Consider the following 24,223-nt stretch of genomic DNA (forward strand, 5'->3'; position numbering starts at 1 on the left):
CTGCAGCGTTCCGCAATGTTTCCGCAGGGTCGGCGCGGCGTCAGCCGCGGGCGCGCAACCCCCGCAGCGTGCGGACGGCGACCACGAGCTCGGCCAGCTCGTGCGCCTCGCCGGCGGCCAGCTCGGCCAGCTGCGCGGCGGCGCGGCGCTGGCCGGTGTCCCAGCGCTCCGCCCAGCGGGCGACCAGGGCGCCCGGGTCCTCGTCGTCGGCGCGGCGCCCGCGGAGCACCTCGGCGGTGAGCGCGGCCTGCTCGGCCGTGAGGTCGTCGCGCAGGGAGGCGCGGGCCATCGCCGGCCAGCGGCGGTCCCGGGGGAGCCCGATCACCAGCTCGCGCAGCGGCACCAGGTCGAGCCTGGCCCCGACGTGCTCCCAGACCCGTCCGGTCAGCTGGATCGGCGCGCCGGTGTCCTCGCAGACCCGGGTGAGGTCCAGGGCACCGGGCAGCAGCGGGGCGACCGCGGCGGTGGCGGCCAGGTCGGCCGGCACCCCGGCGGAGCGGAACCCGGCGGCCCGCTCGGCGTAGGCGTCGGCATCGGCCCCGAGCAGCCACTGCGGCAGCTGCTGGGCCACGGTGGCCACCGCACCGGCGAAGCGGGCGGTCACCGTCGCGATCGGCGCCCCGGGCTCGGCGGACAGCTCGGGCAGGTGCAGCAGCCAGCGGGCGGCCCGCTCGGCCAGCCGGGTGGCCTCGGTGCGCAGCTGCACCTGGACGGCGGCCGGCACCCGGTTGTCCAGCGGCCGGGCGGCGTCCCAGAACCGGTCGACGTCGAACACCGCCCGGGCCACCGCGTGCGCCCGGACGACGGCGACCAGCGGCGCGCCGGTCTCCTCGGCCAGCCGGAACAGCCCGGTGACCCCGGCGACGTTGACCGCCCGGTTGACCAGCGCGGTGGTGATGATCTCCCGGCGCAGCGGGTGCTGGGCGACCGCGTCGGGGAACCGCTCGCGCAGCGGGCCCGGGGCGTACTCGGTGAGCAGGCGGTCCAGCGCCGGGTCGTCGGGCAGCGTGGAGTGCAGCACCGCGGCGTCCGCCTCGAGCTTGGCGTAGGCCAGCAGCACCGAGAGCTCGGGCGAGGTCAGCGCCTGGCCGTCGCGGCGCCGCTCGGACAGCGCCCGGCCGTCGGGCAGCGCCTCCACCGCCCGGTCCAGCCGGCCCGAGCGCTCCAGGGCCCGCATGAACCGGGTGTGCGCGTCGAGCAGGCTGCGGGCCGAGGCGGACTCGGCGGCCAGCGTGGCGTTCTGCGCGTAGTTGTCGGTGAGCACCTGGGCGGCGACCTCGTCGGTCATCGAGGCCAGCAGCTCGGCCCGGCCCTCGGCGCCCAGCTGGACGGCGCCCAGCGCGATCTTCAGGTTGACCTCGTGGTCGGAGGTGTCCACCCCGGCGGAGTTGTCGATCGCGTCGGTGTTCACCCGCCCGCCGGCCCGGGCGTACTCCACGCGCCCGCGCTGGGTCAGCCCCAGGTTGCCGCCCTCGCCGACCACCCGGACGCGCAGCTGCTCGCCGTCCACCCGCACCGCGTCGTTGGCCTTGTCGCCGACGTCCAGGGCGCTCTCGGTCGTGGCCTTGACGTAGGTGCCGATGCCGCCGTTGAACAGCAGGTCCACCGGGGCCAGCAGCACGGCGCGGATCAGCTCGGCGGGGGTCAGGTGCTCGACGTCCTCGGCCAGCCCCAGCGCCTCGCGCATCGGCCCGCTGACCGGCACCGACTTCGCCGTCCGCGGCCACACGCCGCCGCCGGCGCTGATCAGCATCGGGTCGTAGTCGGCCCAGCTGGACCGGGGGAGGGCGAACAGCCGCTGCCGCTCGGCGAAGGACGTCGCAGCGTCGGGGGTGGGGTCGACGAACACGTGCCGGTGGTCGAAGGCGGCCACCAGGCGCAGGTGCTCGCTCAGCAGCATCCCGTTGCCGAACACGTCGCCGCTCATGTCGCCGACGCCGACGACGGTGATCTCCTGGGTCTGGGTGTCGATGCCCAGCTCGCGGAAGTGCCGGGTGACCGACTCCCAGGCGCCGCGGGCGGTGATCCCCATGGCCTTGTGGTCGTAGCCGACCGACCCGCCCGAGGCGAAGGCGTCGCCCAGCCAGAAGCCGCGCCGGATCGCGACGGCGTTGGCCAGGTCGGAGAAGGTCGCCGTCCCCTTGTCGGCGGCGACGACCAGGTAGGTGTCGTCGCCGTCGTGCCGGACCACGCCCTCGGCCGGGACGACGGCGCCGTCGACCAGGTTGTCGGTCAGCGACAGCAGCGCGCCGATGAACAGCTCGTAGCAGGCCTTGCCCTCGGCCAGCCACGCCTCCCGGTCGGCCGGCGGGCGCAGCAGCACGAAGCCGCCCTTGGCGCCGGTGGGCACGATGACGGTGTTCTTCACCGTCTGCGCCTTGACCAGGCCGAGGATCTCGGTGCGCAGGTCCTCCCGGCGGTCGGACCACCGCAGTCCGCCGCGGGCGACCGCGCCGAACCGCAGGTGGACGCCGGTCACCCGGGGCGAGGACACCCAGACCTCGCGGGCCGGGCGCGGCTCGGGCAGGTCGGGCACCGCGTGCGGGTCGAGTTTGATCGCCAGCGGGGTGCCGTCGGTGAACGCACCGGCGACGTAGGCGGTGGTCCGCTGGGTCGCCCGGACGGCGGCCAGCAACGCGGTGAGCACCCGGTCGGCGTCCAGCGACGAGACCGCCCCGATCCGGTCGGTCAGCCGGTCGACGATCGCGCGCTCGGCGCCGGCCCGGTCGCCGGTCTGCCGCGGGTCGAAGCGGACCGCGAACAGGTCGACGACGCCGGAGACGATCTCCGGGTGCCCGGCCAGCACGGACTCCACGTAGCCGGCGGAGAACGGCAGCCCGCCCTGGCGCAGCCACTGCACGTAGGCCCGCACCACGGCCACCTGCTGCCAGGTCAGCCCGGCGACCAGCACCAGCGCGCCCAGGCCGTCGTCCTCGGCGTCCCCGCGCCAGACGGCGGCGACGGCGTCGGTGAACCGGCGGGGGAGGGAGTCCAGCGCCGGGACGTCGGTCGTGGGCGTGGCCAGGCCGAAGTCGTACACCCAGGCCAGCGGGGCGCCGATCCGGTCGATCTCGTAGGGACGCTCGTCGACGACGTCCACCCCGAGGTGCTGCAGCACCGGCAGCACGGCCGACAGCAGCAGCCGCTCGCCGACCCGGAAGACGGTCAGCCGGCGCTCGCCGGGGGCGGCGTCGCGGGGGGTCCACAGCCGCAGCGAGAGCTCGCCGGGCTGCAGGGACTCCAGCCGGTCCAGGTCGCCGACGGCGGTGGAGGCGGGGAAGTCGGCCTGGTAGGCGGGCGGGAAGGCGTCGGCCACCTGGGCCAGCCGACGCTCGGCGTCCACTCCGTACTCGGCGGTGAGGACGTCGGACAGGTCGTCGGTCCAGCTGCGGGCCGCGGCGGCCAGCTGCCGCTCCAGCTCGGGGACGTCGACCTCGGGCAGCGCGGCGACGCCGCGGCGGGCCTGCACCCGGACGACGAAGTGCAGCCGGGTCAGCACCGACTCGGTGGAGCGGGCGGTGTACTCGATCGAGGAGCCGCCGAGGGTGGACAGCAGCAGCTGCTGCATCGCCAGCCGGACCTCGGTGGTGTACCGGTCGCGGGGCAGGTAGACCAGCGCGGAGAAGAACCGGCCGAAGGGGTCCCGGCGGAGGAACAGCCGGGTCTGCCGGCGCTCGCGCAGGTGCAGCACGGCCAGCGCGACCGGCAGCAGCTCCTCCACGTCGACCTGCAGCAGCTCGTCGCGCGGGTAGGTCTCCAGGACGTCGAGCAGCTCCTTGCCGGTGTGGCTGCCGGCGTCCACCCCGGAGCGGGCCAGCACGGCCGCGGCGGTGCGGCGGACCAGCGGCACCTCGGTGACGCTGGCGGTGTAGGCCCCGGTCGGGAACAGCCCGACGATCCGGTGCTGGCGGATCCGCGAGCCCTGCGGCCCGGGCAGCGCGATCGCCACGACGTCCAGCCAGGCCGGGCGGTGCACGGTGGAGCGGACGTCGGCCTTGGTGACCAGGACCCGCCGTCCCAGCGCACCGCGCGCCGCGGCGCTGACCGGCACCACCGGGGTGCTCATGTCGGTGTCGGCGCGCAGCACACCCAGCCCGCTGGCCGGCACGGCGGTGGTGGCCGCCTCGCCGCCGGCGTCGACCAGGGCGACGTCGCGGGCGCCGAGGAAGACGAAGTTGCCGTCGACCATCCAGCGCAGCAGGGCCGCGGCCTCGTGCGGGTCGTCGACGGGGTCCTCGGTGGTCGAGGCCGGCTCGGCGTCCAGGAAGTGCCCGTTCTCCTGTTCCAGGAAGTGGGCGAGGTCCAGGGCGCGGGCCTTGAGCTTCTCGGCGTCCTCGTGCACCCCGCGGACGTCGGCCAGCACGGTGCGCAGGCCGGCGACCAGGTCGTCGGCTGCCTCGTCGTCGATCGCGCCGGCCAGCACGACCGCGATCCAGGACTCGTGGATCGCGTCGGCGGGGTCGGCGCCGTCGCAGAACTGCAGCAGGTTGCCGGCGATGTCCCGGCGGACGGACACGACCGGGTGGACGACGTGGTCCAGCACGACCTTCTGCCGGACGACCTCGGCGGCCACCGAGTCGACCAGGAACGGCATGTCGTCGGTGACCACCCGCAGCACCGAGGCACCGCCGACGGTGCGGTCCACGGCCACCAGCGCAGCGCCCTGCGGGCGGACCGCGGCGAGGGCCAGGTGGTCCAGCGCCAGGCGGGCCAGCGAGCCCGGGTCGTGCCCGACCACCTCGGCGGCCGGCTCCCCGCGGAAGTAGGAGTGCACGACCGCGGGGACGTCGTCGTCGGTCAGCCCGGCCGGGAGCTCGGGCACCTCCTCGGTGGCCAGCGCCTCGCCGGCGAGGTCGAGCAGGTGCGCCTTCTCGGTGCGCGCGGCCTCCAGGGCGGCCATGTCGGCGGGCCGGATGATGTCCGGGGCGGGCTCCGGGGTCGTCGAGATCGGCTGGTGGACGGTCCCGGGACGAGCCATGACCCGACGCTAGTGCGCTGCGCTGCCGCGCGTCACCAACACGCCACGGTCAGCGCTTGACCTCCAGCGGCAGGACCAGCTCGGCGATCCAGCTGAACAGGGCGATGAGGAAGCCGCCGACGACCGCCGTCCAGAAGCCGTCGACCTCCAGGCGGTCGCTGATCGCCGCGGTGATGCCCAGCAGCGCCGCGTTGATGACCAGCAGGAACAGCCCCAGGGTGAGGACGACGAACGGCAGCGACAGCAGCCGTACGACCGGGCCGACCAAGGTGTTGACCACGGCGAACAGCAGCGCGACCCAGAGGTAGGTGCCGACCTCCCCGAAGGTCCCCTCGGTGTTGCCGATGACGGTGATGCCGGAGACCAGCTGGGTGACCACGTAGATGATCACGGCCAGGACGACGACACGGAGCGCGAACTTCACGATCGTGGACACGGGGAGAAGGTAGCGGCGACCACCCCCGCCTGCGCGGACCTACGCTGCGGCCGTGACCACGCACACGGACGGGCACCTCTCCACCGGGCAGTACTGGCAGGGGTGGGTGCCCGACGAGGTGACCGGGGTCGTCGTCCTGGTGCACGGGCTGCACGAGCACGGCGGCCGGTACGCCCACGTCGCGGAGCGGCTGACCGCGGCCGGCTACGCCTCGTACGCCGCCGACCACCCGGGGCACGGCCGGTCCCCGGGCAGCCGCGGCAACATCGGCTCGATGGCCGCGACGGTGGCCGGCGTCGACGAGTTGGCCGGGCTCGCCCTAGGCCGGCACGCCGGCGTCCCGCTGTTCGTCTACGGGCACAGCATGGGCGGGCTGGTCGCCGCCCAGCACCTCACCGGGTCGCCGTCGGTGCCCGTCCGCGGTGCCGTGCTGTCGGCCGCGGCGCTGGACCTCAGCTCGGCCAGCCCGCTGCAGCAGAAGGTCGCCCCGGTGCTGGGCCGGCTGCTGCCCGACCTCGGCGTCCTCACCCTGGACGCCGACGCGGTCAGCCGGGACCCCGCCGTCGTGGCCGCCTACCGGGCCGACCCGCTGAACCGGATGGGCAAGGTCCGGGCCCGCACCGGCGCCGAGATGATCACCACGGTGGCCGCGATGCCCGAGCGGCTGCGCCGGCTGACCATGCCGGTGCTGGTGATCCACGGCGGTGCCGACCGGCTGGTCCCGCCGGCGGCGAGCGAGTTCGTGGCCTCGACGGTCTCCTCGGCCGACGTCACGCACACCGTCTACGACGGGCTGTTCCACGAGCCGCACAACGAGCCCGAGCGGGACCGGGTCCTGGACGACGTCGTCGGCTGGCTCGACGCGCACCGGGTCTGACCATCTCTACGGCTGTCTAAGTTCGAGCGTAGAGAGCCCGAGACCGGTCTAGGGACCGAGCAGGGCCGCGACCAGCAGCAGCACCGGGATCGAGCCGGCGGTCGTCACGGTGACGGTCTGCTGCGCCATCCGCTCGCCCACGCCGTAGGCGACCGCGTAGGTGTAGACGTTCTGCGCGGTCGGCAACGCGGCCAGGACCACGATGACGAACAGCTCGGCGCCGCCGATGCCCACCGCGGCCGCCAGCGCCCAGGCCACCCCGGGCATGACCAGCAGCTTGAGCGCCGAGGCCAGCAGCACCGCGCGCCGCTCGGGTCCGCGGCCGGGCACCGGGGCGCCGTGCAGGGAGACCCCGTAGGCGAGCAGCACCGCGGGGACGGCGAAGGAGGCCAGCAGCTCCAGCGGGTCCAGCACCAGGTCGGGCACGGTCCAGCCCAGACCGCTGACCACGAGGCCCAGCACCGAGGCGATCAGCACCGGGTTGCGGAACGGGGTGGTCAGCCGGACCCAGCGGGCGGTGCCGTCGTCGGGTCCGGTGAGGTCGAGCAGCACCACCGCGACCGGCACGAGCACCACGAGCTGGAACAGCAGCAGCGGCGCGACCAGGGTGGCGTCGCCGAGCACGTGGACGGCGATCGGGATGCCCAGGTTGGCGGAGTTGACCATGCCGGCGCCCAGCGCCCCGATCGTCGTCCGACCGGCGCCCCAGCGGCGGACGACGCCCACGACCCCCATCGCCCCGGCGCACACCAGGGCGGCCGCGGAGGTGACCCAGAGGGTGCCGGAGAAGATCTGCCCCAGGTCGGCCGCGACCAGCGTGGTGAACAGCAGCGCGGGCGTGGCGACCCGGAACGAGGTCTGCGCCAGGACCAGCTGCGCGCCCGGCGGCAGCACCCCGCGCCGGGCGGCCAGGTACCCCACGGCGATGACCACCCCGATCACCACGAACCCGGTGAGCACCCCCGTCACGCGCAGGAGTCTGCCCCGACCGGGGTTCCGGCCCTCATCCACGCCCCGCAGCGGGCGGGAACCGTGCTCCCGGTGCCATCAGGTGCCCGGAGGGTCCCCGTGCACCGGGCGCGGCCGTCGAGTGTGCGCTGAGCGCTGTTCCCAGCACCCGCAGACCGCGCTGAGTGCTCACTCGACGCCGCCGGCCGTCGATCGACGCTCACCGATCACTCCGGCTCAGGGGTGATCGATACCCGTCGATCGACGACTGGCGCGGGGGAAGTGGGCGCCGAGTGCGCGCTGAGCGCTGTTCCCAGCCCCCGCAGACAGCACTGAGCGCGCACCCGACGCCGCAGGCCGTCGATCGACGTTCACCGATCACTCCGGCCCAGGAGTGATCAGCAGCCGTCGACCGACGGCGGGGAGGATGGGGGCGTGGGGGAGCGGATCAGCGCGGCGCAGGCGGTGCGGGCCGGGTTGCTGGTGGCGATCCTGCTCGCCGGCGCCGTCGTCGCGCTGACCACCGACCTGCCCACGGTCGACCAGCTGCGCGGCCGGGTCGCCGACGCCGGATTGCTGGGCTGGGCAGCCGTCGCCGGGGGCACCGCGGTCGCCGTCCTGGCGCCGATCCCGCGGACGGCGCTGGCCCTGCTGACCGGGATCCTGCTGGGGTTCTGGCCGGGGCTGCTGGTCACCGTGGTCGGCGCCCTGCTGGGCGCGCTGATGGGGTTCGGGCTGGGTCGGGCGCTGGGCCGGGACACCCTGCTGCGGCTGGCCGGCCCCCGGCTGCGCAGGGCCGACCAGCTGGCGATGGAGCGCGGGTTCACCGCCGTCCTGCTCGCCCGGCTGACGCCGGTGCTGCCGTTCTTCCTGGTCAACTACGCCGGCGGGCTGTCCGGCGTCCGGCTGCCGGTCTACCTGGCGGCGACGTTCGTCGGGCTGCTGCCGGGGGCGGTGTTCAACGTGGCGGTCGGCTCGGTGGCCGGGTCGCTGGGAGAGTGGGGGCTGGCCATCGCGGTCGGGCCGGTGGTCGTGGTCGGCGTGGTCCTCGGCGTCCGGTGGTGGCGGCGTCGAGGTCGGTCTGCGGCCGTCTCGGTCGAGGGCTAGACAGCCGTAGAGAGCGCGATCGTCGTCGTCACCCGGACGACGGACGGCGTCGGCGGCACCGACCCGAACCCGAACCGCACCGGCGGCCGGACGTCGGCGAGCCCGCCCAGGTCGGCGCCGTCCCAGGTCGCGGACGCCGAGCGGAGCGCGTGCAGGTCCTGCACGCCGTACCACTCGGTGCGCCCGTTCCCGGCAGATCCGCGGGTCCGCACGCCCATCGCCAGCCGGGCGACCGGGTCCAGCAGCCCCACCCACGCCGGCGTGCGGGCCAGGGGTGACGGAACGGTCCGGAGCAACCACCCCAGCGCCGGACGACGGCCCACCCGCACCCGCAGCGCCAGCGGCTCGGCGTCGACCACCCAGTGCCCGGCCACCCGGCCGACCTGCACGTCGACCACCCGGACCTCGTCGAAGGAGTAGGTGTCGGCCACGAACTCGGCCAGCTCGGGCGTCGCCGCCAGCAGCACCCGGTGCCCGTCGGGGCGCTCGACCATCACGTCGGAGACGGCGCCCAGCGGCGACCGCGGCCAGTGCCCGACCACCAGGCGGGTGCCCGACGTCGTCCCCAGCCCGAGGATCCAGCCGTCGAACCGCACGCGATCTGCCACACGACACGCGCTACCCCGTTCTACGCGGTTCTACGTCCCGGGCTAGAGAACGGAATACGGTGCCCGACATGGATCCCGTGCGGAACCCCTACGCCCCCGGCGCCGGCCAGCGCCCGCCCGAGCTCGCCGGCCGGGACACCGAGCTGAGCGCGTTCGACGTCGTCCTGGAGCGGATCGCGCACGGCCGGCCCGAGCGGTCGCTGGTGCTCACCGGGCTGCGCGGGGTGGGCAAGACCGTGCTGCTCAACCACCTGCGCTCGGCCGCGATCGCCCGCGGGTGGGGGACCGGCAAGATCGAGGCCCGCCCCGACCAGTCGCTGCGCCGGCCGGTGTCCAGCGCGCTGCACATGGCGCTGCGCGAGCTGGGTCCGCGGCACGGCAACGCCGAGGCCGTCGCCGACGTGCTGGGCGTGGTGAAGGCGTTCGCGCAGTACCAGCCGGCCGACGCCAAGCTCCGCGACCGCTGGCAGCCCGGCATCGACGCCCCCGCCGCCACCGGCCGGGCCGACACCGGCGACATGGAGATCGACCTGGTCGAGCTGCTCAGCGACGCCGCCGGGGTCGCCGCGGACACCGGCAGCGGGATCGCCCTGTTCATCGACGAGATGCAGGACGTGCAGCCCGACGACGTCAGCGCCATCTGCGCCGCCTGCCACGAGCTCTCCCAGCAGGGCGCCCCGCTGATCGTCGTCGGCGCCGGGCTGCCGCACCTGCCGGCCGTGCTGTCGGCGTCCAAGTCCTACTCCGAGCGGCTGTTCCGGTACCTGCGGATCGACCGGCTGGACCGGCCGGCCGCCGACCGCGCGCTGGTCGGGCCCGCCGGCCGGGAGGACGTCGAGTTCACCCCGGGCGCGCTGGACGCCCTCTACGCCGCCGCCGACGGCTATCCCTACTTCGTGCAGGCCTACGGCAAGGTCACCTGGGACGTCGCCGCCACCTCGCCGATCACCGAGGACGACGTCGCCGTGGCCGCGCCGGCCGCCGAGGCCGAGCTGGCGGTGGGCTTCTTCGGCTCCCGCTACGACCGGGCGACCCCGGCCGAGCGCGAGTACATGCACGCCATGGCCGACCTGGGCGGGCCGGCCGGCAGCGCGGTGAGCACCTCGGACGTCGCGGTCAGCCTGGGCCGCAAGCCCGCCTCGCTGTCCCCGGCCCGGGACTCCCTGATCAAGAAGGGGCTGGTCTACAGCGCCGAGCGCGGCCAGATCGCCTTCACCGTCCCGCACTTCGGCCGCTACCTGCTCCGCCAGCCGGACTGAAAGACCTGCCGCGGATCCGGACAGAGCACCCCGTGAGGACCGCACCGGACCAGCGGCGGGCCGACCTCGAGCGCGTCGTGCGCACGGTGGTCGAGCCCGTGCGCCGCTACCTGCACCGCCGCACCGACGCGGCCACGGCCGACGACGTCCTCGGCGAGACGTTGGTCGTGCTCTGGCGGCGGCTGGATTACGTCCCGGCCGACCCGGTGCCGTGGGCGATCGGGATCGCCCGGCTGCAGCTGGCCAACGCCGAGCGCGGCCGGCACCGGCGTGGCCGGCTGGCGCTGCGGTTCGGCCGCACCGAGGCGACCGCGGTGCCCGACCCGACCGAGCCGGTCGCCGGCCGACTGGACGACGTCGCCGTGGTGCGCGCCGCCCTCGGCCGGCTGCGCCCCGCCGACGCCGAGCTGCTCCGGCTGGTCACCTGGGACGAGCTGACCACCGGGCAGGTGGCCGAGCTGCTGGGCATCACCACCAACGCGGTGGCGATCCGGCTGCACCGGGCCCGCGGCCGGCTGCGCGAGGAGCTGGGAAGACCGGGGGCCCGTCCGGACACAGGACAGCGAGGAGAGGGGACGCCATGACCGACGACGACCTGGACCGACGGCTGCGCGCCGCCGACCCCCTCCCCGACCTGCCCGCCCTCCGGCCCGACCGGCTGGACCAGCTCCTGGAGGACACCGTGACCAGCACCGCCCCGCAGACCCACCGCCGTCCCCGCGCCCTGCTGCTCGCCGGCGCCGCCGCGGCCGTCGTCGCCGTCGGCGGGGGAGCGCTCTGGCTGACCACCGGCGACGGTGACCCGACCGTGCTCACCGCCCAACCCGTCGGCGGCCCGGCGGCCAGCTGCGCCGCGATCACCCCGGAGACGCTGGCCGGGAGCGACGTCGCCTTCGCCGCCCGGGTCACCGGGGTCGAGGGCGGCACGGTGACGCTGGAGACCACCGAGCGCTTCGCCGGCGACGTCGCCGACACCGTCGAGGTGGTGCAGGGCGACGCCGGCGACGTCGTGGACGGCGCCCCGCTGGAGCTGCAGCCGGGCACGACCTACCTGCTCACCGCCGACGGCGGCACGATCGGCTCCTGCAGCGGCAGCGGGGCCGACAGCCCGGAGCTGCGCGCGCTGTTCGAGGCCGCCTTCGGCTGAGTCCCAGCGCCCGGTTGCCGACCCTCCTTCCGGGGCAGGGGGGACGGCGACGACGGAGGTGGTGCCGGTGCCCACGTGGCTGGAGGCCGGGCTGTGGGGCCTGCTGGGCGGGGGCGCCCTGGTCCTGGGTGCGCTGGTGGCCTGGTTCGCCCGGGTGCCGCAGGTGGTCGTCGCCTCGGTGATGGCGTTCGGCTCCGGGGTGCTGATCTCCGCGGTCGCCTTCGACCTGATGGCCGAGGCGGCCGAGACCGGCGGGCTGCTGCCCACCGCGCTGGGGTTCCTCGGCGGGGCGGTGGTCTACCTGGCGGCCAACGCCGCCCTGGCTGCGCGCGGCGCCCGGCACCGCAAGCGGTCGGGGGGCCAGCAGCCGTCGGAGGGCGAGCAGCAGGGCAGCGGTGCGGCCATCGCGGTGGGCGCTCTGCTCGACGGCGTCCCGGAGTCGGTGGTGCTGGGCGTCGGCCTGCTGGGCGGCGGCGCGGTGAGCCTGCCGGTGCTGGCCGCGGTGTTCATCTCCAACGTCCCCGAGGGCCTGTCCAGCGCGGCCGGGATGAAGCGCAGCGGCCGCTCGGCCCGCTACGTCTTCGGCGTCTGGATCGGGATCGCCGTGCTCTCCGGGATCTCGGCCCTGGTCGGCTACGTCGCGCTGGGCAGCGCCCCGCCGGAGGCGATCGCGGTCATCACCGCGGTGGCGGCCGGCGCGATCCTGACGATGATCGCGGACACGATGATCCCGGAGGCCTTCGCCGAGACCCGGACCTGGACCGGGCTGATCACCGCGCTCGGGTTCCTGGTCGCCTTCGCGATCGAGGTGGCCTGAGGCCACGGCAGACGCACCCCGCCGCACGGGGGGACGGCGAGGTGCGTCTGGTCCGGGGGAGGGTCAGCGCTGCGGGCCGATGCCCTGCGCGTTCAGGCCCTCGATGATCCGGCTGGTCTCCTCGAAGCCGATCACCAGGATCGCGTCGGGGTTGAACTCGACCATCTGGGAGACCTCGCTGTCGAAGTTCGCCGCCGTGGGGTCGTAGACCAGCGAGCGGATCGAGTCCTCGTCCAGCCCGTCGGAGATCAGGTCCGCGGCGGTGTTGTCGGCCAGGCCGGTGCCGTAGGGGTCGTTGAGAGCGAGGATGCCGACGGTGTTGTTGCCGTCCCCGCCGATCAGGTCGGCCAACGCGCGGGCCTGCAGCGTGTCCGGCGGCACCGTGCGGAAGAACAGCCCGTTGTCCGCGTAGTCGGTGAGGCGGTCCGAGGTGCTGGCCGGGCTGATCATCGCGACACCGGCCTGGGTGACCGCGTCGATGACGGTCAGCGTGACGCCGGAGGACGACGCCCCGACGATCACGTTCGCCCCCTGCTGGAGCAGCCGGTCGGCGGTCTGGGTGGCGGTGTCGGTGCTGGCGTCCCCCGAGTCGCCGGTGTTCAGCTGGACCGGGTTGCCCAGCACCCCGCCGGCGGCGTTCACGTCGGTGACGGCCAGGGTGAGCGCGGCGATCTGCTGCGGCCCCTGGTAGGCCAGGCTGCCGGTCTGCGGGGTGAGGCTGCCGATGACCAGCGGCGCCCCGGTGGTGCCGGGCGCGGCCGGGGCCGGGCCCTCGTCGGTGGCGGCGTCGTCGATGTCGCCGGCCTGGACGAACTCCCGGGCGTCCTCGTCGATCGTCCCGTCCTCGGTGAAGCTCTCGATCGCGAAGCTGGCCACCGAGGGCTCACCGGGGTCGGTGAAGGCCAGCGGGCCGTTGACGCCGTCGTAGTCCGGGTTGCCGCCGCCGGCGACCACCTCGCTGCACTCGGCGAACGTCGTGCAGGCCTCGCCGCCGAAGGTCACCCCGTTGACGTAGGGACCCCAGACGGTGGCCTCGTTGCTGCCGGCCAGCTGGGCGGCCAGCGAGGCGATCACGACCGCGTCGTAGGTCTCGGCGGCGGTGTTGAAGTTGGTCAGCGAGGGGTCGACGCCGAGCAGCCGCTCCCGGAACTCCGGGCCGATGTCGGTGAGGAGCACGGTGCCGCGCATGCCGGCCAGCGCGCCGGGGGAGTCCGCGAAGTCCTCGCCCAGCCCGTTGTTCATGTTGCCGTCGGCGCCGTAGACGTTGACCTGCTTGGTGCCGTCGTCCGCGGTCGAGGCACCGGCGCTGTCGGTGTCCGAGGACCCGCTGCCGCACGCCGAGGCGGCCAGCAGGACGACGGCGCCGAGGACGAGCGTCCGTCCGAGGGTGGGGTGTGTCCGCATCGCGGTCTCCTGGTGGAGGGTGGGGCCGGCCGCGAGCTGTCGCGCCGGTGGTGCGGGTCGAGGCACCGTCGCCTCGGGATCGGGGAGTGCTCAGCGCATCGCGGCGCCGCCGGCGATGACGACCGTCTCTCCGGTGACGTAGCCCGGCTCCACCAGGCGCTGCACCCAGACGGCGATCTCGTCGGGCTGGGCGACCCGGCCCAGCGGGATGCCCGCGGCCGCGGCCGCCATCCGGCCGGTGGCCGCGTTGCCCGGGGTGTCGACCCACCCCGGCGCCACCGCGTTGACGACGATCTGGTCGGGTGCCAGCTCGATGGCCAGGGACTTGGTGATCGACAGGACGGCGGCCTTGGAGGCGCTGTAGAGCAGTTGCCCGGGGGAGACGGCGAACGCGTCGACCGAGGCGAAGTTGACCACCGCGCCGCCTCCCGCGGCCCGCAGGTGCGGGACGGCCGCGGCGGTTACGTTCAGGGTGCCGAGCACGTTGACGTCGAAGACCCGCCGGTAGAGGTCGTCGGTGTAGTCGTCGAGCCGGGTGGGCGGGTAGATCCCGGCGGCGTTGACCACGGCGGTGAGGCGGTGGCCGTCCAGCGCCCCGTCGACCGCCGCCGTGACCAGCGCGCGGTCCACCACGTCGGCGACCACCGGCACGACGGCCGGCCCGGTCGCCTGCACCGCAGCGCGGTCCAGCGCCAGCACCCGCCAGCCGGCCCCGGCCAGCCGCTCCACGACGGTGGCGCCCATCCCGCTGGCGGCGCCGGTCACCAGCACGGTGTCGGTCATCGGAGGGCCTCCTGCAGGGGTGCGGTGCGGTCGGTGGTCGGGAGGGCATCCAGCACCCGGTGGGCACGGGCGGTCGCCGCGGTCCACAGCGGTCGCAGCACGTCGACCCGGTCGTCGGGGGCCCCGGCGGCCAGCAGCTCGGTGTGCAGCGGGCGGGCCGTCCGGCCCTCGAGCCCGAGCAGCCGGGCGACGAGGGCCGCCTGTGCGCTGAAGACCGGGAACTGCGCGCCGCGCGGGCTCGCCAGCCCGACCGTGTAGAGCCGGGAGGTCCCGACCGGCACGACCATGCCGCCGACCCGCAGCGGCACCCCGCCGGACCAGGTGAGCTGCTCCGGGGCCAGGAACGGCAGGCTGACCCGGAAGCCGGTCGCCCACAGCACGGTGTCGAACTCCGCCGAGGTGTCGTCGGCGAAGAAGACCTCCCGGCCGGAGACGTCCACGACGCCGGGCCGGGCGGTGATCCGGCCGTGCTGCAGCCAGTACAGCAACAGGTCGTTGACCACCGGCAGCTGCTGGTTCAGGTTCCGGGTGACCGGCTCCTGCAGGCCCGGGTAGTCCGACGGGCTGCCCACCGAGATCCGCACCAGGGCCCGCTGCACACGCTCGGCCGCCCAGCCGGGCAGCTTGGCCAGGAACGGGAGCTGGTTGCGGCCGCGGCCGAAGAAGGTCTTGGGCTGGAACACCTGGCCGTGCCGCATCGCGATCGAGACGTCCAGCCGGGCGTTGGCGGCGTCCACGGCCAGGTCGCAGCCGCTGTTGCCGGCCCCGACGACCAGCACGCGGGTGCCCTCGACGTCGGCGACCGACCGGTACTGCGAGGAGTGCAGCGACCGGCCGGTGAAGTCCGCGGCCATCGCGGGCAGCCTGGCGTCCCAGTGGTGGCCGTTGGCGACGACGACGGCGTCGAAGTGCTCGGTCCCCGACCCCGTGGTGACGTCCCAGCCGGAGACGCCGTCGTCCGGGCTGGTGACGGCGGTGACCTCGGTGCCGAACCGGACGTGTGCGAGCAGGTCGTGCTCGGCGGCGAAGGCGTCCAGGTAGTCGATCACCTGCTCACGGCTGGGGAAGAGCGGGTAGTGCGCGGGCATCGGGACGCCGTCGAAGCAGGAGACGTCCCGCGGGGTGATCAGGTGCAGCGCCTCGTAGTCGGTGTGCCAGTGCCCACCAGCCCGGTCGCTGCGGTCGTGGGCCACCACGTCGTGCCCGGCGTCGCGGAGGACGCGGACGGCCTCCAGGCCGGCGGCCCCGGCGCCGATCACGCAGATGCGCTGCGCGGTGGTGCTGCTGGGCATCGGGTCCTCCCCGCCGGCCACGGTGGTCGGTCGGGAGCAGTCTCCCGGGGGCCGGGCCGCGGTGTGAAGATCCACTTCCCGACGCCAGCTCAAGGCTCAGCCTCTGGCCGGACCGCCGTCCGCTGCCTGCTGCAGCGCCTGGGTGTGGGTGTGCGCCAGGTCCATGAACACCCTGGTGGCGGGGCTGAGCACGCCCCCGGTGCGGGTGATGAAGGCGAACCGCTCGACCACGGGTGGGTCCAGCGGCACCCAGTGCAACCGGCCGGGGTACCCGGGCCAGCGGGTGACCAGGTAGGACACCAGCGAGTCGCCGAGACCGTGCGAGGCCAGCTCCACGGCGGCGGTCTGGAACTCGACCTCGATCTGCGGCCGGAGCGTCACCCTGGCCTCCCGCGCCCGGTCGGTGAGCACCCGGCGCAGCGGGTCCTCGGCACCCCAGCGGGCCTCGGACAGGATGAGCGGGGCGTCCGCGAGCTGCTCGATGGTGACCGGCCCCCGGGTCCGGTCGCCGTCGGTGCTCACGTAGACGACCGAGTCGACGAGCACCGGGGGACCGACGTCCAGACCGCGGTCGTCGACCGGCAGCTGGACCAACCCGGCCTCGAGTTCGCCCGCGCGCACCTGTGCGGCCACCTCGGAGCTGTTCAGCCCCACGACCCGGGTGACGACACCGGGGTACCGCGACCGGAAGTCGCTGATCAGTGCACTGAGCAGGTAGAGGTGCGCGCTGGAGAAGGTGCCGAAGCTGACCGTGCCGCCCGACATCTCGCGGACGTGCCGGGCGCTCTCGGTGAGCGCGGTGGCGTCGGCCAGCGTGCGCCGGGCCGCGGGCAGCAGGGCCCGGCCGGCCTCGGTGAGCTGCAGCCGTCGGTTGGTGCGGACGAACAAGGTCACGCCGAGGGTGTGCTCGAGCCGCCGGACCTGCTCGGACAGGCTGGGCTGGGCGACGTGCGTGGCCTCGGCAGCGGCCACGAAGGAACCGTGCTCGACCGCGGCGACGAAGTAGGCGAGCTGCTGGAGGGTCGGCAGCTGGGCCACCCGCGCAGGCTACCGGCGCCGGTTCCACGTGGAACGACACCGGCCCACCCCGCGGACGGGGTGGGCCGGTGTCGTCGGTGAGCGGAGGTCAGCTGGACGCGCGCTGCGCCAGCTCGGGCTCGGCGTCGGCGGACGGGCCGTGGCCGTCGTCGAGCATCGTGGTCTCGTCGAAGGGCCGGTCGCCGGCCAGCACGGCCTTCATCTGCTCGCGGTCCAGCTCGTGGGTCCAGGTGGCCACCAGCATGCAGGCGATCGCGTTGCCGGAGAAGTTGGTGACCGCGCGGGCCTCGGACATGAAGCGGTCGATGCCGACGATGAGGCCGACGCCGTCCAGCAGCTCGGGGCGGTGGGACTGCAGGCCGCCGGCCAGCGTGGCCAGCCCGGCGCCGGAGACGCCCGCCGCACCCTTCGAGGCGATGATCATGAACACCAGCAGGCTGATCTGCTCGGGCAGGCTCAGCGGGTCGCCGAGCGCCTCGCCGATGAACAGCGACGCCATCGTCAGGTAGATCGCGGTGCCGTCGAGGTTGAACGAGTACCCGGTCGGGACGACGATGCCGGCGACGGGCTTGCTCACGCCGACGTGCTCCATCTTGGCGATCAGCCGGGGCAGCGCGGTCTCCGAGGACGAGGAGGAGACGATCAGCAGGTACTCCCGCGCCAGGTACTTGAGGAACGTGAAGACGTTGATCCCCACGACCATCCGCAGGATGGTGCCGAGGAAGACGAAGACGAAGACCGCGCAGGTCAGGTAGAAGCCCAGCATCAGGATGCCCAGGCTCTTGAGGGCGTCGACGCCGGTGGCGCCGACGACCGCGGCGATGGCGCCGAAGGCACCGATCGGGGCGACCCACATGATCATCGCCAGGATGCGGAAGACCAGCTTCTGCAGGTGGCCGATCCCGGTGAGGATCGGGGCGCCGGCCCGGCCCATGGCCTGCAGCGCGAAGCCCACCAGCAGCGCGATCAGCAGCGCCTGCAGCACCGACCCGCTGGTCAGCGAGGAGAGCAGGGTGGTCGGGATCAGCGACAGGATGAACCCGGTCGTGCCCTCCGGGGCCTCCTCGGCCGACTCGGCGAGCAGGTCGGCACCGGCGCCGCGCACCTCGTCGGTCAGCTGCAGCCCGTCACCCGGGTGCAGGATGTTGCCCACGACCAGGCCGATGGCCAGCGCCACCGTCGACATCGCGATGAAGTAGCCCAGCGCCAGGCCGCCGATCCGGCCGACCTGCGCCGCCTGCCGGATGGCCCCGATGCCCAGCACGATCGTGCAGAAGATGACCGGCGCGATGATCATCTTGATCAGGCCGACGAACGCGGTGCCCAGCCACTTGAGGCTGACGCCGAACTCGGGGAAGACCAGCCCGACGACGATGCCGGCGACGACCGCGGCGATCACCGCGATGTAGAGCCAGTGCGTCTTGTCCCGCTTCTGGCGGGGTGCGCCGTCGAGGGGTGTCTGCTGTGCCATGGACTGCTCCTGTGGAGTCGGTGGCGGGCGATCGGTGGACCGGTCCGTCGGTGGGGCTGGGGTCGCCTCTCACCGGCGACGGTCACAGACTCCCCGATTCCGTGACCCGGGTCACCCTTGCGTTCATTGCGTGCACGGTGCCCGCACCGCGTGGACCGCGTGACGCGGCACACTCACCCCGTGCGCAGCCCCGTCCTCCCCACCCGGCGACCGCCCGGCGGCACCGCCCGGGGCCGCCGGCGGGAGGGCGGCAGCCTGGCCCGCCAGCTGCTGGCCCTGCAGGCGCTGGTCCTGCTGGTCGTGGTGGCGGCGCTGGGCTGGGTGGCCGTCGACCGGGCCCGGGCCGCCGTCGAGGACCGCGCCGGCAACCAGTCCCGGAGCATCGCCGAGACGATCGCGGACTCACCGCTGGTCCGGGAGGCGGTCGTCGGCACCGACCCGACGGCGGTGCTGCAGCCCTACGTCGAGCAGGTGCGGGCCGACACCGACACCTCCTTCATCACCGTGATGGCCCTGGACCGCACCCGGTTCACCCACCCCGACCCCGACCAGATCGGCCAGCCGTTCGTCGGCACCATCGCCCCCGCCCTCGCGGGTCGGGCCTTCACCGAGACCTACACCGGCACGCTGGGCCCCTCGGTCCGCACGGTCGCCCCGATCTTCGCCACCGGGAGCAGCACCCAGGTCGTCGCCCTGGTCAGCGTGGGCATCACGGTGGCGGCCATCGGGGACGACGTCGCCGCCGCCCTGCCCGGGGTCCTCGGCGTCGCGGCCGCGGTGCTGGGGGTCGGGGCGCTGGGCAGCTGGCTGATCAGCCGTCGGCTGCGCCGGCAGACCCACGGCCTGGGCGCGGCCCCGCTGGCCCGGATGCTCGAGTACTACGACGCGGTGCTGCACGCCGTCCGGGAGGGCCTGCTCCTGCTGGACGGCGACCGGACCGTCCAGCTGGTCAACGACGAGGCCCGCCGGCTGCTGGACCTGCACGGCGACGTCACCGGCAAGCGGGTCGACGAGCTGGGGCTCTCGCCCGAGCTGGTCGCCACCCTGTCCCAGCAGCGGCTGGCCGTCGACGAGGTGCACGTGACCGGCTCCCGGGTGCTGGTGGTCAACCAGGCACCCGCGACGCCGGCCGGGGGATCGGTCGGCGCCGTCGTCACGCTGCGGGACCACACCGACCTGCAGGCGCTGACCGGCGAGCTGGACAGCGTGCGGGCCTTCGCCGAGTCGCTGCGCGCCCAGGCGCACGAGGCGGCCAACCGGCTGCACACCACCGTCTCCCTCGTCGAGCTGGGCCGCAGCGCCGACGCCGTCGAGTTCGCCACCGCCGAGCTCGCGCTGGCCCAGCAGCTCACCGACCGGGTGGTCGGCGCCGTCGAGGAACCCGTGCTGGCGGCGCTGCTGCTGGGCAAGGCGGCCACCGCCCACGAGCGCGGGGTCACCCTGGAGGTCGACCCGTCCTCGTCGGTGGGCAGCACCGGGATCCCGGGCGGGGACCTGGTGACCATCGTGGGCAACCTGCTGGACAACGCCATCGACGCCGCGCTGGCCGGGGACCCGCCGCGCGAGGTGCAGCTGGCGCTGTGGGAGGCCGACGGGCGGCTGGAGCTGCGGGTCGAGGACACCGGCCCCGGCGTCCCGGACCCCGACGCGGTGTTCCGGCGCGGCTGGAGCACCAAGGCCGACGGACCGCGCGGGAACGGCCGCGGGCTGGGCCTGGCGCTGGTCGCGCAGGCGGTCAAGCGCAACGGCGGCACCGTGTCGGTGCGCCCGGGCCCGGGCGCGGAGTTCCGGGTCTCCCTGCCGCTGCGCAGCCCGGCCGGGGCGACCCGGTGAACGACCTGCGGGTGCTCGTCGTCGAGGACGAACCGGTCGCCGCGCAGGCGCACCGGGCCTACGTCGACCGGACGCCGGGGTTCACCGCCGTCGCCGTCGCCGGCACCGGCGCCGCGGCCTGGGACGCGCTGGGCCGGCTGCCGGTGGACCTGGTGATGCTGGACATGAACCTGCCCGACACCCACGGCGTCGAGCTGGTCCGCCGGTTGCGGGCCGCCGGCCGGGACGTCGACGTCCTCGCGGTCACCTCGGCCCGGGAGCTGTCCACGGTGCGCGCGGCCGTGGCCCAGGGCGTCGTGGGCTACCTGCTCAAGCCCTTCACCTACGCCGCGCTGCGCGACCGGCTGGCCGCCTACGCCGACTACCGGGCCCAGCTGCGCGCCGAGGGCGACATCGCCGGACAGGACGCCGTCGACCGGGTGCTGGAGGCCGCCCGCCCGAGCCGGCCGGCCCCGCTGCCCAAGGGCATGGGTCGGGAGACCCTGGACGCGGTGGTCGCCGCCGTCCGGGCCGGGGACGGGCTGTCCGCCGCCGAGACCGCCGCCCTGATCGGCGCCTCGCGGATCACCGCCCGGCGCTACCTCGAGCACCTGGCCGAGTCCGGCCTGGTCGCCCGCACCCCCCGCTACGGCGGCACCGGCCGCCCGGAGCTGGAGTACCGCTGGCGGTCGGAGGGCTGACGTACGCCGCCGGGCGTACGTCGCCGGCGGGGGCTGCACCCGGGGGGTGATGCGCCCGGGTACCCCCGTGCGGTGAGGTGGAGGGGTGAGCGAGCTGCTGTCCGAGGACCGACCGACCACCCTGGCCGAGGCCGCCCGGCTGATCCGCGGCCCCGGCAGCGAGCTGCGCCGGTTCCTCTCGGTCTACTACTTCGGCCTGCAGGAGATGCTGACCAAGGTCGAGATCCTCCGCGAGGAGCTGCGGCTGGAGGACGACGACTGCCCCATCGAGCACGTCGGGTCCCGGCTGAAGTCCTTCGAGAGCCTGACCGCCAAGGTCGCCCGCAAGGGCCTGCCGCTGGAGCTGGACGCCGTCCGGGAGTCCGTGCTCGACGTCGCCGGCATCCGGGTGGTCTGCAGCTTCGTCTCCGACGTCTACCTCGTCGCCGACATGCTCACCCGGCAGCCCGACGTGGAGGTGCTGGAGACCAAGGACTACATCGCCGTCCCCAAGGCCAACGGCTACAAGAGCCTGCACCTGATCGTGCGGACGCCGGTGCACCTGTCGACCGGCCCGGTGTGGGTGCCGGTCGAGCTGCAGCTGCGCACCGTGGCGATGGACTCCTGGGCCAGCCTGGAGCACAAGGTGTTCTACAAGTGGGATCGCGACGTGCCGGCCGAGCTCCGCGCGGAGCTGCTGGAGGCCGCGCACATCGCCGACCGCCTGGACGCCACGATGCAGCGCCTGCACCGCGAGGTCCGGGCCACCGCCCCCTGATCAGCGGGGGAGCAGCACGTCGCCCTCGGCCGGGGCCGGCTCCTCGTCCCGGGACATCCGGTGCGGCCACCAGACCTTCTTGCCGGTCAGGTAGACCAGGGCGGGCACCAGCAGCGACCGGACGACGAAGGTGTCCAGCAGCACGCCGAAGGCCACCAGGAACGCGATCTGCAGCAGGAAGAGGATCGGCAGCACGCCCAGCGCGGCGAAGGTCGCGGCCAGCACGATGCCGGCGCTGGTGATCACCCCGCCGGTCACGGCCAGGCCGTGCAGCACGCCGGGCCGGGTGCCCTGCAGCAGCGACTCCTCGCGCACCCGGGTCATCAGGAAGATCGAGTAGTCGATCCCCAGCGCGACCAGGAAGACGAACGCGTAGAGCGGCACCGTCGGGTCCCCGCCGGGCAGGTCCAGCACGTGGTCGAAGACCAGCGCGGCGGCGCCCAGGGTGGCCGCGAAGCTCAGCACGTTGGCCAGCACCAGGAGCAGCGGGGCAAGCAGCGACCGCAGCAGCACGGCCAGGACGACGAAGACCACCAGCAGGATCACCGGGATGATCCGGTCCCGGTCGGCCGTCGAGTACTCCCGGACGTCGAGGGCCTGCGCCGTCGTCCCGCCGACCAGCACGTCGCCGTCGACGGCGTCCAGGTCGGTGCGCAGCGCGGCGACGGCGTCCTCGGCGGCGGGGGAGTCCGCGGCGTCGTCCAGGGTGACCTGCAGCTGCACCCGGCCGTCGGAGACCCGCGGCTGCCCGCCGTCGTCGAGCGTCGGGACGACCGAGGAGACGCCGTCGGCGGCCTCGACCGCGCTGGTGACGGCGGCCAGCTCGGACTCCGGGGCGACCACCAGCGTCGGGGACCCCGAGCCCGCCGGGAAGTGCCGGGCCAGGGCCTCGCCGCCCACCACGGACTCGACCCGGTCCAGGAACGTGTCGGTCTGGGAGACCCCGCCGGTGTCCAGGGTCGGTGCGAAGGCGGCCAGCACGACCAGGACCAGCGTGCTGAGCACGCCGACCGCGACCGGACGACGGCCGACCAGGCGGGCCACCCGGGCCCAGACGCCGGTGACCTCGGGGCCGCGCGAGCCCACCCGCGGGATGCCCGGCCAGAAGACCCAGCGGCCGTGCTCGCCGGGCGAGGTGCGGCCGGGCAGGACCAGCAGGGCCGGCAGGAAGGTCAGCGCGGCCAGCACCGCGGACACGATGCCGACGGCGGTGACCGGGCCCAGCCCGCGGGTCGGGCCGATGTCGGCCAGCAGCAGGCAGAGCAGGCCGAGGACGACGGTGGCCGCGCTGGCCGCGACCGGCTCCAGGGTCTGCCGCCAGGCCCGGCGCATCGCGTCGTAGCGGTCGTCGTGCCGGCGCAGCTCCTCCCGGTAGCGGGCGACCAGCAGCAGCGAGTAGTCCGTCGCCGCGCCCACGACCAGGATCGACAGGATGCCCTGGCCCTGGCCGTCGAGGGTGACGACGTCGGCGTCGGCCAGCAGGTACACGACCAGGCTGGCGGTGGTCAGCGCGAAGCCCGCCGTCAGCAGCACGAAGAACGGCAGCACGGGGGAGCGGTAGACCACCAGCAGGATCAGCAGCACGGCCACGCCGGCGACCAGCAGCAGCGTGCCGTCGATGCCGCCGAAGGCGCTGACCAGGTCGGCGGTGGTGGCGGCCGGACCGGCCGTGTAGACCTGCACGCCGTCGCCGGACAGTCCCGCCGCGGCCTCCCGGATCTGCTCCACGGCCACGGTCACCGGGCTCTCGCCGTCGGGCAGCGAGGCCGACAGCTGGCCGGCGTCGAAGGACACCAGCGCCAGGGCGGCCAGACCGTCGTCGCTGGGCACGACCGGGATCGGGCCGGGCACCAGGAAGTCCCCGACCCGCTGGGCGGTCCCCCCGGTCACCGGCACCTCGACCTCGGGCACGGACGCGGCGAAGGCGCCGAAGTCGGCCAGCTGGGCCTGGGTGAGCGGGGTGCCGGACTCCAGCAGCAGGTAGGCCGGGAAGGCGTCGGAGTCGCTGAACCCGCCCGACAGCTCGGCCACCCGCTGGGACTCGGCGTCCGCCGGGAGGAACTCGCTCTGGGTGTTGGACTGGACCTCCGACAGCTTGCCGCTGTACGGCCCGGCGACCGACGACAGCGCCAGCCAGGCGAGCAGCAGCACCGCCGGCAGCAGCCAGCGGAGCCGGCGACGGGACGGCGTGAGGGTGGTCGAGCTGGCCACGGAGGGACTCCAGGGAGACGCGGGCGGGGCGGGGGAGCAGGATGGTCAGCCTGCTGAGGATGCACGCTAGACGATGCTCAGCAGGCTGACCATTCGACGGGGGAGGGACTTCGCGTGTCGTCGCCACCGGACCCGTCGAGCTGGGCCACCGGGCGGCTGCTGTCCACCGCGGCCCGGCTGGTCGAGCACGAGTGGGACGCCCACCTGGACCGGTGGGGGCTCAACCACTCGGGCTTCGCCGTCCTCCGGATGGTGTCGGGCGGCCCGCGGTCCCAACGCGAGCTGGCCCAGGCCATGCAGGTGGAGGACCAGACCATGAGCCGGGTGCTCGACCGGCTGGAGCGGCACGGGCACGTGACCCGCGAGCGCTCGACCACCGACCGGCGCCGGGTCGAGGTCACCCTCAGCGACACCGGCCGGGTGGCCGTGGCCGAGGCGGGGTCCGACGACGCCGCCGAGCGCCTCTTCGCCGGGGCGGTCGAGGACCTGCCTGCGCTGCGTGCCCAGCTGGCCCGGGTGGTGGACGTGCTGTCGGCCCGGCGCTGGTCGGCCGGCTGAGCCCCGGCTGCGATGCTGC

20 protein-coding genes are annotated in these 24,223 nt (G+C 74.7%); 10 read left to right on the forward strand and 10 right to left on the reverse strand.

Annotated elements, in window-relative coordinates; translation table 11 throughout:
- Window positions 1-40: 40 nt before the first annotated feature.
- Window positions 41-4,978, reverse strand: coding sequence for an NAD-glutamate dehydrogenase (locus LFA75_RS10660; RefSeq protein ID WP_225233616.1), 4,938 nt, complete (start codon window positions 4,976-4,978; stop codon window positions 41-43).
- A gap of 49 nt (window positions 4,979-5,027) precedes the next feature.
- The gene (locus LFA75_RS10665) at window positions 5,028-5,414 is read right to left on the reverse strand and encodes a phage holin family protein (protein WP_225233617.1); all 387 of its coding nucleotides are present in this window, start codon (window positions 5,412-5,414) and stop codon (window positions 5,028-5,030) included.
- 52 nt (window positions 5,415-5,466) lie between these two features.
- Between LFA75_RS10665 and LFA75_RS10670 the strand changes: the two genes are divergently transcribed.
- Window positions 5,467-6,291, forward strand: coding sequence for an alpha/beta hydrolase (locus LFA75_RS10670; RefSeq protein WP_225233618.1), 825 nt, complete (start codon window positions 5,467-5,469; stop codon window positions 6,289-6,291).
- 48 nt (window positions 6,292-6,339) lie between these two features.
- On the opposite strand, the gene LFA75_RS10675 is transcribed toward LFA75_RS10670, so the two are convergent.
- A complete protein-coding gene (locus tag LFA75_RS10675; protein WP_225233619.1) occupies window positions 6,340-7,260 on the reverse strand; it encodes an AEC family transporter in 921 nt (306 codons plus the stop codon).
- Window positions 7,261-7,674: 414 nt separating this feature from the next.
- Here LFA75_RS10675 and LFA75_RS10680 point away from each other — a divergent pair, with 414 nt between their 5' ends.
- Entirely contained in the window at window positions 7,675-8,346 is a 672-nt protein-coding gene (locus LFA75_RS10680; protein ID WP_225233620.1) for a TVP38/TMEM64 family protein, read from the forward strand.
- Here the strand turns inward: LFA75_RS10680 and LFA75_RS10685 are convergent.
- Window positions 8,343-8,954 carry a hypothetical protein gene (locus tag LFA75_RS10685; RefSeq protein WP_225233621.1) on the reverse strand — a complete coding sequence of 204 codons (612 nt, stop codon included), beginning with the start codon at window positions 8,952-8,954 and terminating at the stop codon, window positions 8,343-8,345. The two genes, LFA75_RS10680 and LFA75_RS10685, sit on opposite strands and share 4 nt — an antisense overlap.
- Before the next feature lie 68 nt (window positions 8,955-9,022).
- Between LFA75_RS10685 and LFA75_RS10690 the strand changes: the two genes are divergently transcribed.
- The 4 genes from LFA75_RS10690 (at window position 9,023) to LFA75_RS10705 (ending at window position 12,177) form a co-directional block, all read left to right on the forward strand.
- Window positions 9,023-10,213, forward strand: coding sequence for an ATP-binding protein (locus LFA75_RS10690; protein WP_225233622.1), 1,191 nt, complete (start codon window positions 9,023-9,025; stop codon window positions 10,211-10,213).
- A 32-nt stretch (window positions 10,214-10,245) separates the two neighbouring features.
- Window positions 10,246-10,797: an RNA polymerase sigma factor gene (locus LFA75_RS10695; RefSeq protein ID WP_225233623.1), complete on the forward strand. Its 552-nt coding sequence runs from the start codon at window positions 10,246-10,248 to the stop codon at window positions 10,795-10,797.
- On the forward strand, window positions 10,794-11,360 hold the full coding sequence (locus LFA75_RS10700; RefSeq protein WP_225233624.1) for a hypothetical protein: 567 nt from the start codon (window positions 10,794-10,796) through the stop codon (window positions 11,358-11,360). Before LFA75_RS10695 ends, LFA75_RS10700 begins: the two co-directional genes overlap by 4 nt.
- A 67-nt stretch (window positions 11,361-11,427) precedes the next feature.
- Window positions 11,428-12,177, forward strand: coding sequence for a ZIP family metal transporter (locus LFA75_RS10705; protein ID WP_225233625.1), 750 nt, complete (start codon window positions 11,428-11,430; stop codon window positions 12,175-12,177).
- 63 nt (window positions 12,178-12,240) lie between these two features.
- Here the strand turns inward: LFA75_RS10705 and LFA75_RS10710 are convergent, their stop codons facing one another.
- From LFA75_RS10710 to LFA75_RS10730, 5 genes are all read right to left on the reverse strand, one after another.
- Window positions 12,241-13,581, reverse strand: coding sequence for an ABC transporter substrate-binding protein (locus LFA75_RS10710; protein ID WP_225233626.1), 1,341 nt, complete (start codon window positions 13,579-13,581; stop codon window positions 12,241-12,243).
- 90 nt (window positions 13,582-13,671) lie between these two features.
- Window positions 13,672-14,364: an SDR family NAD(P)-dependent oxidoreductase gene (locus tag LFA75_RS10715; RefSeq protein WP_225233627.1), complete on the reverse strand. Its 693-nt coding sequence runs from the start codon at window positions 14,362-14,364 to the stop codon at window positions 13,672-13,674.
- On the reverse strand, window positions 14,361-15,656 hold the full coding sequence (locus LFA75_RS10720; RefSeq protein WP_225233628.1) for a flavin-containing monooxygenase: 1,296 nt from the start codon (window positions 15,654-15,656) through the stop codon (window positions 14,361-14,363). The genes LFA75_RS10715 and LFA75_RS10720 overlap by 4 nt, the downstream gene beginning before the upstream one ends.
- Window positions 15,657-15,752: 96 nt before the next feature.
- On the reverse strand, window positions 15,753-16,694 hold the full coding sequence (locus LFA75_RS10725) for a LysR family transcriptional regulator (protein WP_225233629.1): 942 nt from the start codon (window positions 16,692-16,694) through the stop codon (window positions 15,753-15,755).
- An 88-nt stretch (window positions 16,695-16,782) separates the two neighbouring features.
- Window positions 16,783-18,165 carry a cation:dicarboxylate symporter family transporter gene (locus tag LFA75_RS10730; RefSeq protein WP_225233630.1) on the reverse strand — a complete coding sequence of 461 codons (1,383 nt, stop codon included), beginning with the start codon at window positions 18,163-18,165 and terminating at the stop codon, window positions 16,783-16,785.
- A 180-nt stretch (window positions 18,166-18,345) separates the two neighbouring features.
- Between LFA75_RS10730 and LFA75_RS10735 the strand changes: the two genes are divergently transcribed.
- From LFA75_RS10735 to LFA75_RS10745, 3 genes are all read left to right on the forward strand, one after another.
- On the forward strand, window positions 18,346-19,998 hold the full coding sequence (locus LFA75_RS10735) for a sensor histidine kinase (RefSeq protein ID WP_225233631.1): 1,653 nt from the start codon (window positions 18,346-18,348) through the stop codon (window positions 19,996-19,998).
- The gene (locus LFA75_RS10740) at window positions 19,995-20,678 is read left to right on the forward strand and encodes a response regulator (protein ID WP_225233632.1); all 684 of its coding nucleotides are present in this window, start codon (window positions 19,995-19,997) and stop codon (window positions 20,676-20,678) included. Before LFA75_RS10735 ends, LFA75_RS10740 begins: the two co-directional genes overlap by 4 nt.
- A gap of 85 nt (window positions 20,679-20,763) precedes the next feature.
- Window positions 20,764-21,435 (forward strand): GTP pyrophosphokinase, encoded by a 672-nt coding sequence (locus LFA75_RS10745; protein ID WP_225233633.1) that lies wholly within the window; start codon window positions 20,764-20,766, stop codon window positions 21,433-21,435.
- Here LFA75_RS10745 and LFA75_RS10750 read toward each other — a convergent pair whose 3' ends face one another.
- Window positions 21,436-23,646 carry an MMPL family transporter gene (locus LFA75_RS10750; RefSeq protein WP_225233634.1) on the reverse strand — a complete coding sequence of 737 codons (2,211 nt, stop codon included), beginning with the start codon at window positions 23,644-23,646 and terminating at the stop codon, window positions 21,436-21,438.
- A gap of 114 nt (window positions 23,647-23,760) precedes the next feature.
- Here LFA75_RS10750 and LFA75_RS10755 point away from each other — a divergent pair, with 114 nt between their 5' ends.
- On the forward strand, window positions 23,761-24,204 hold the full coding sequence (locus LFA75_RS10755) for a MarR family winged helix-turn-helix transcriptional regulator (protein ID WP_225233635.1): 444 nt from the start codon (window positions 23,761-23,763) through the stop codon (window positions 24,202-24,204).
- The last annotated feature ends 19 nt before the right edge of the window (window positions 24,205-24,223 follow it).

This window comes from Klenkia terrae (assembly GCF_900491935.1).
GTDB lineage: Bacteria > Actinomycetota > Actinomycetes > Mycobacteriales > Geodermatophilaceae > Klenkia > Klenkia terrae.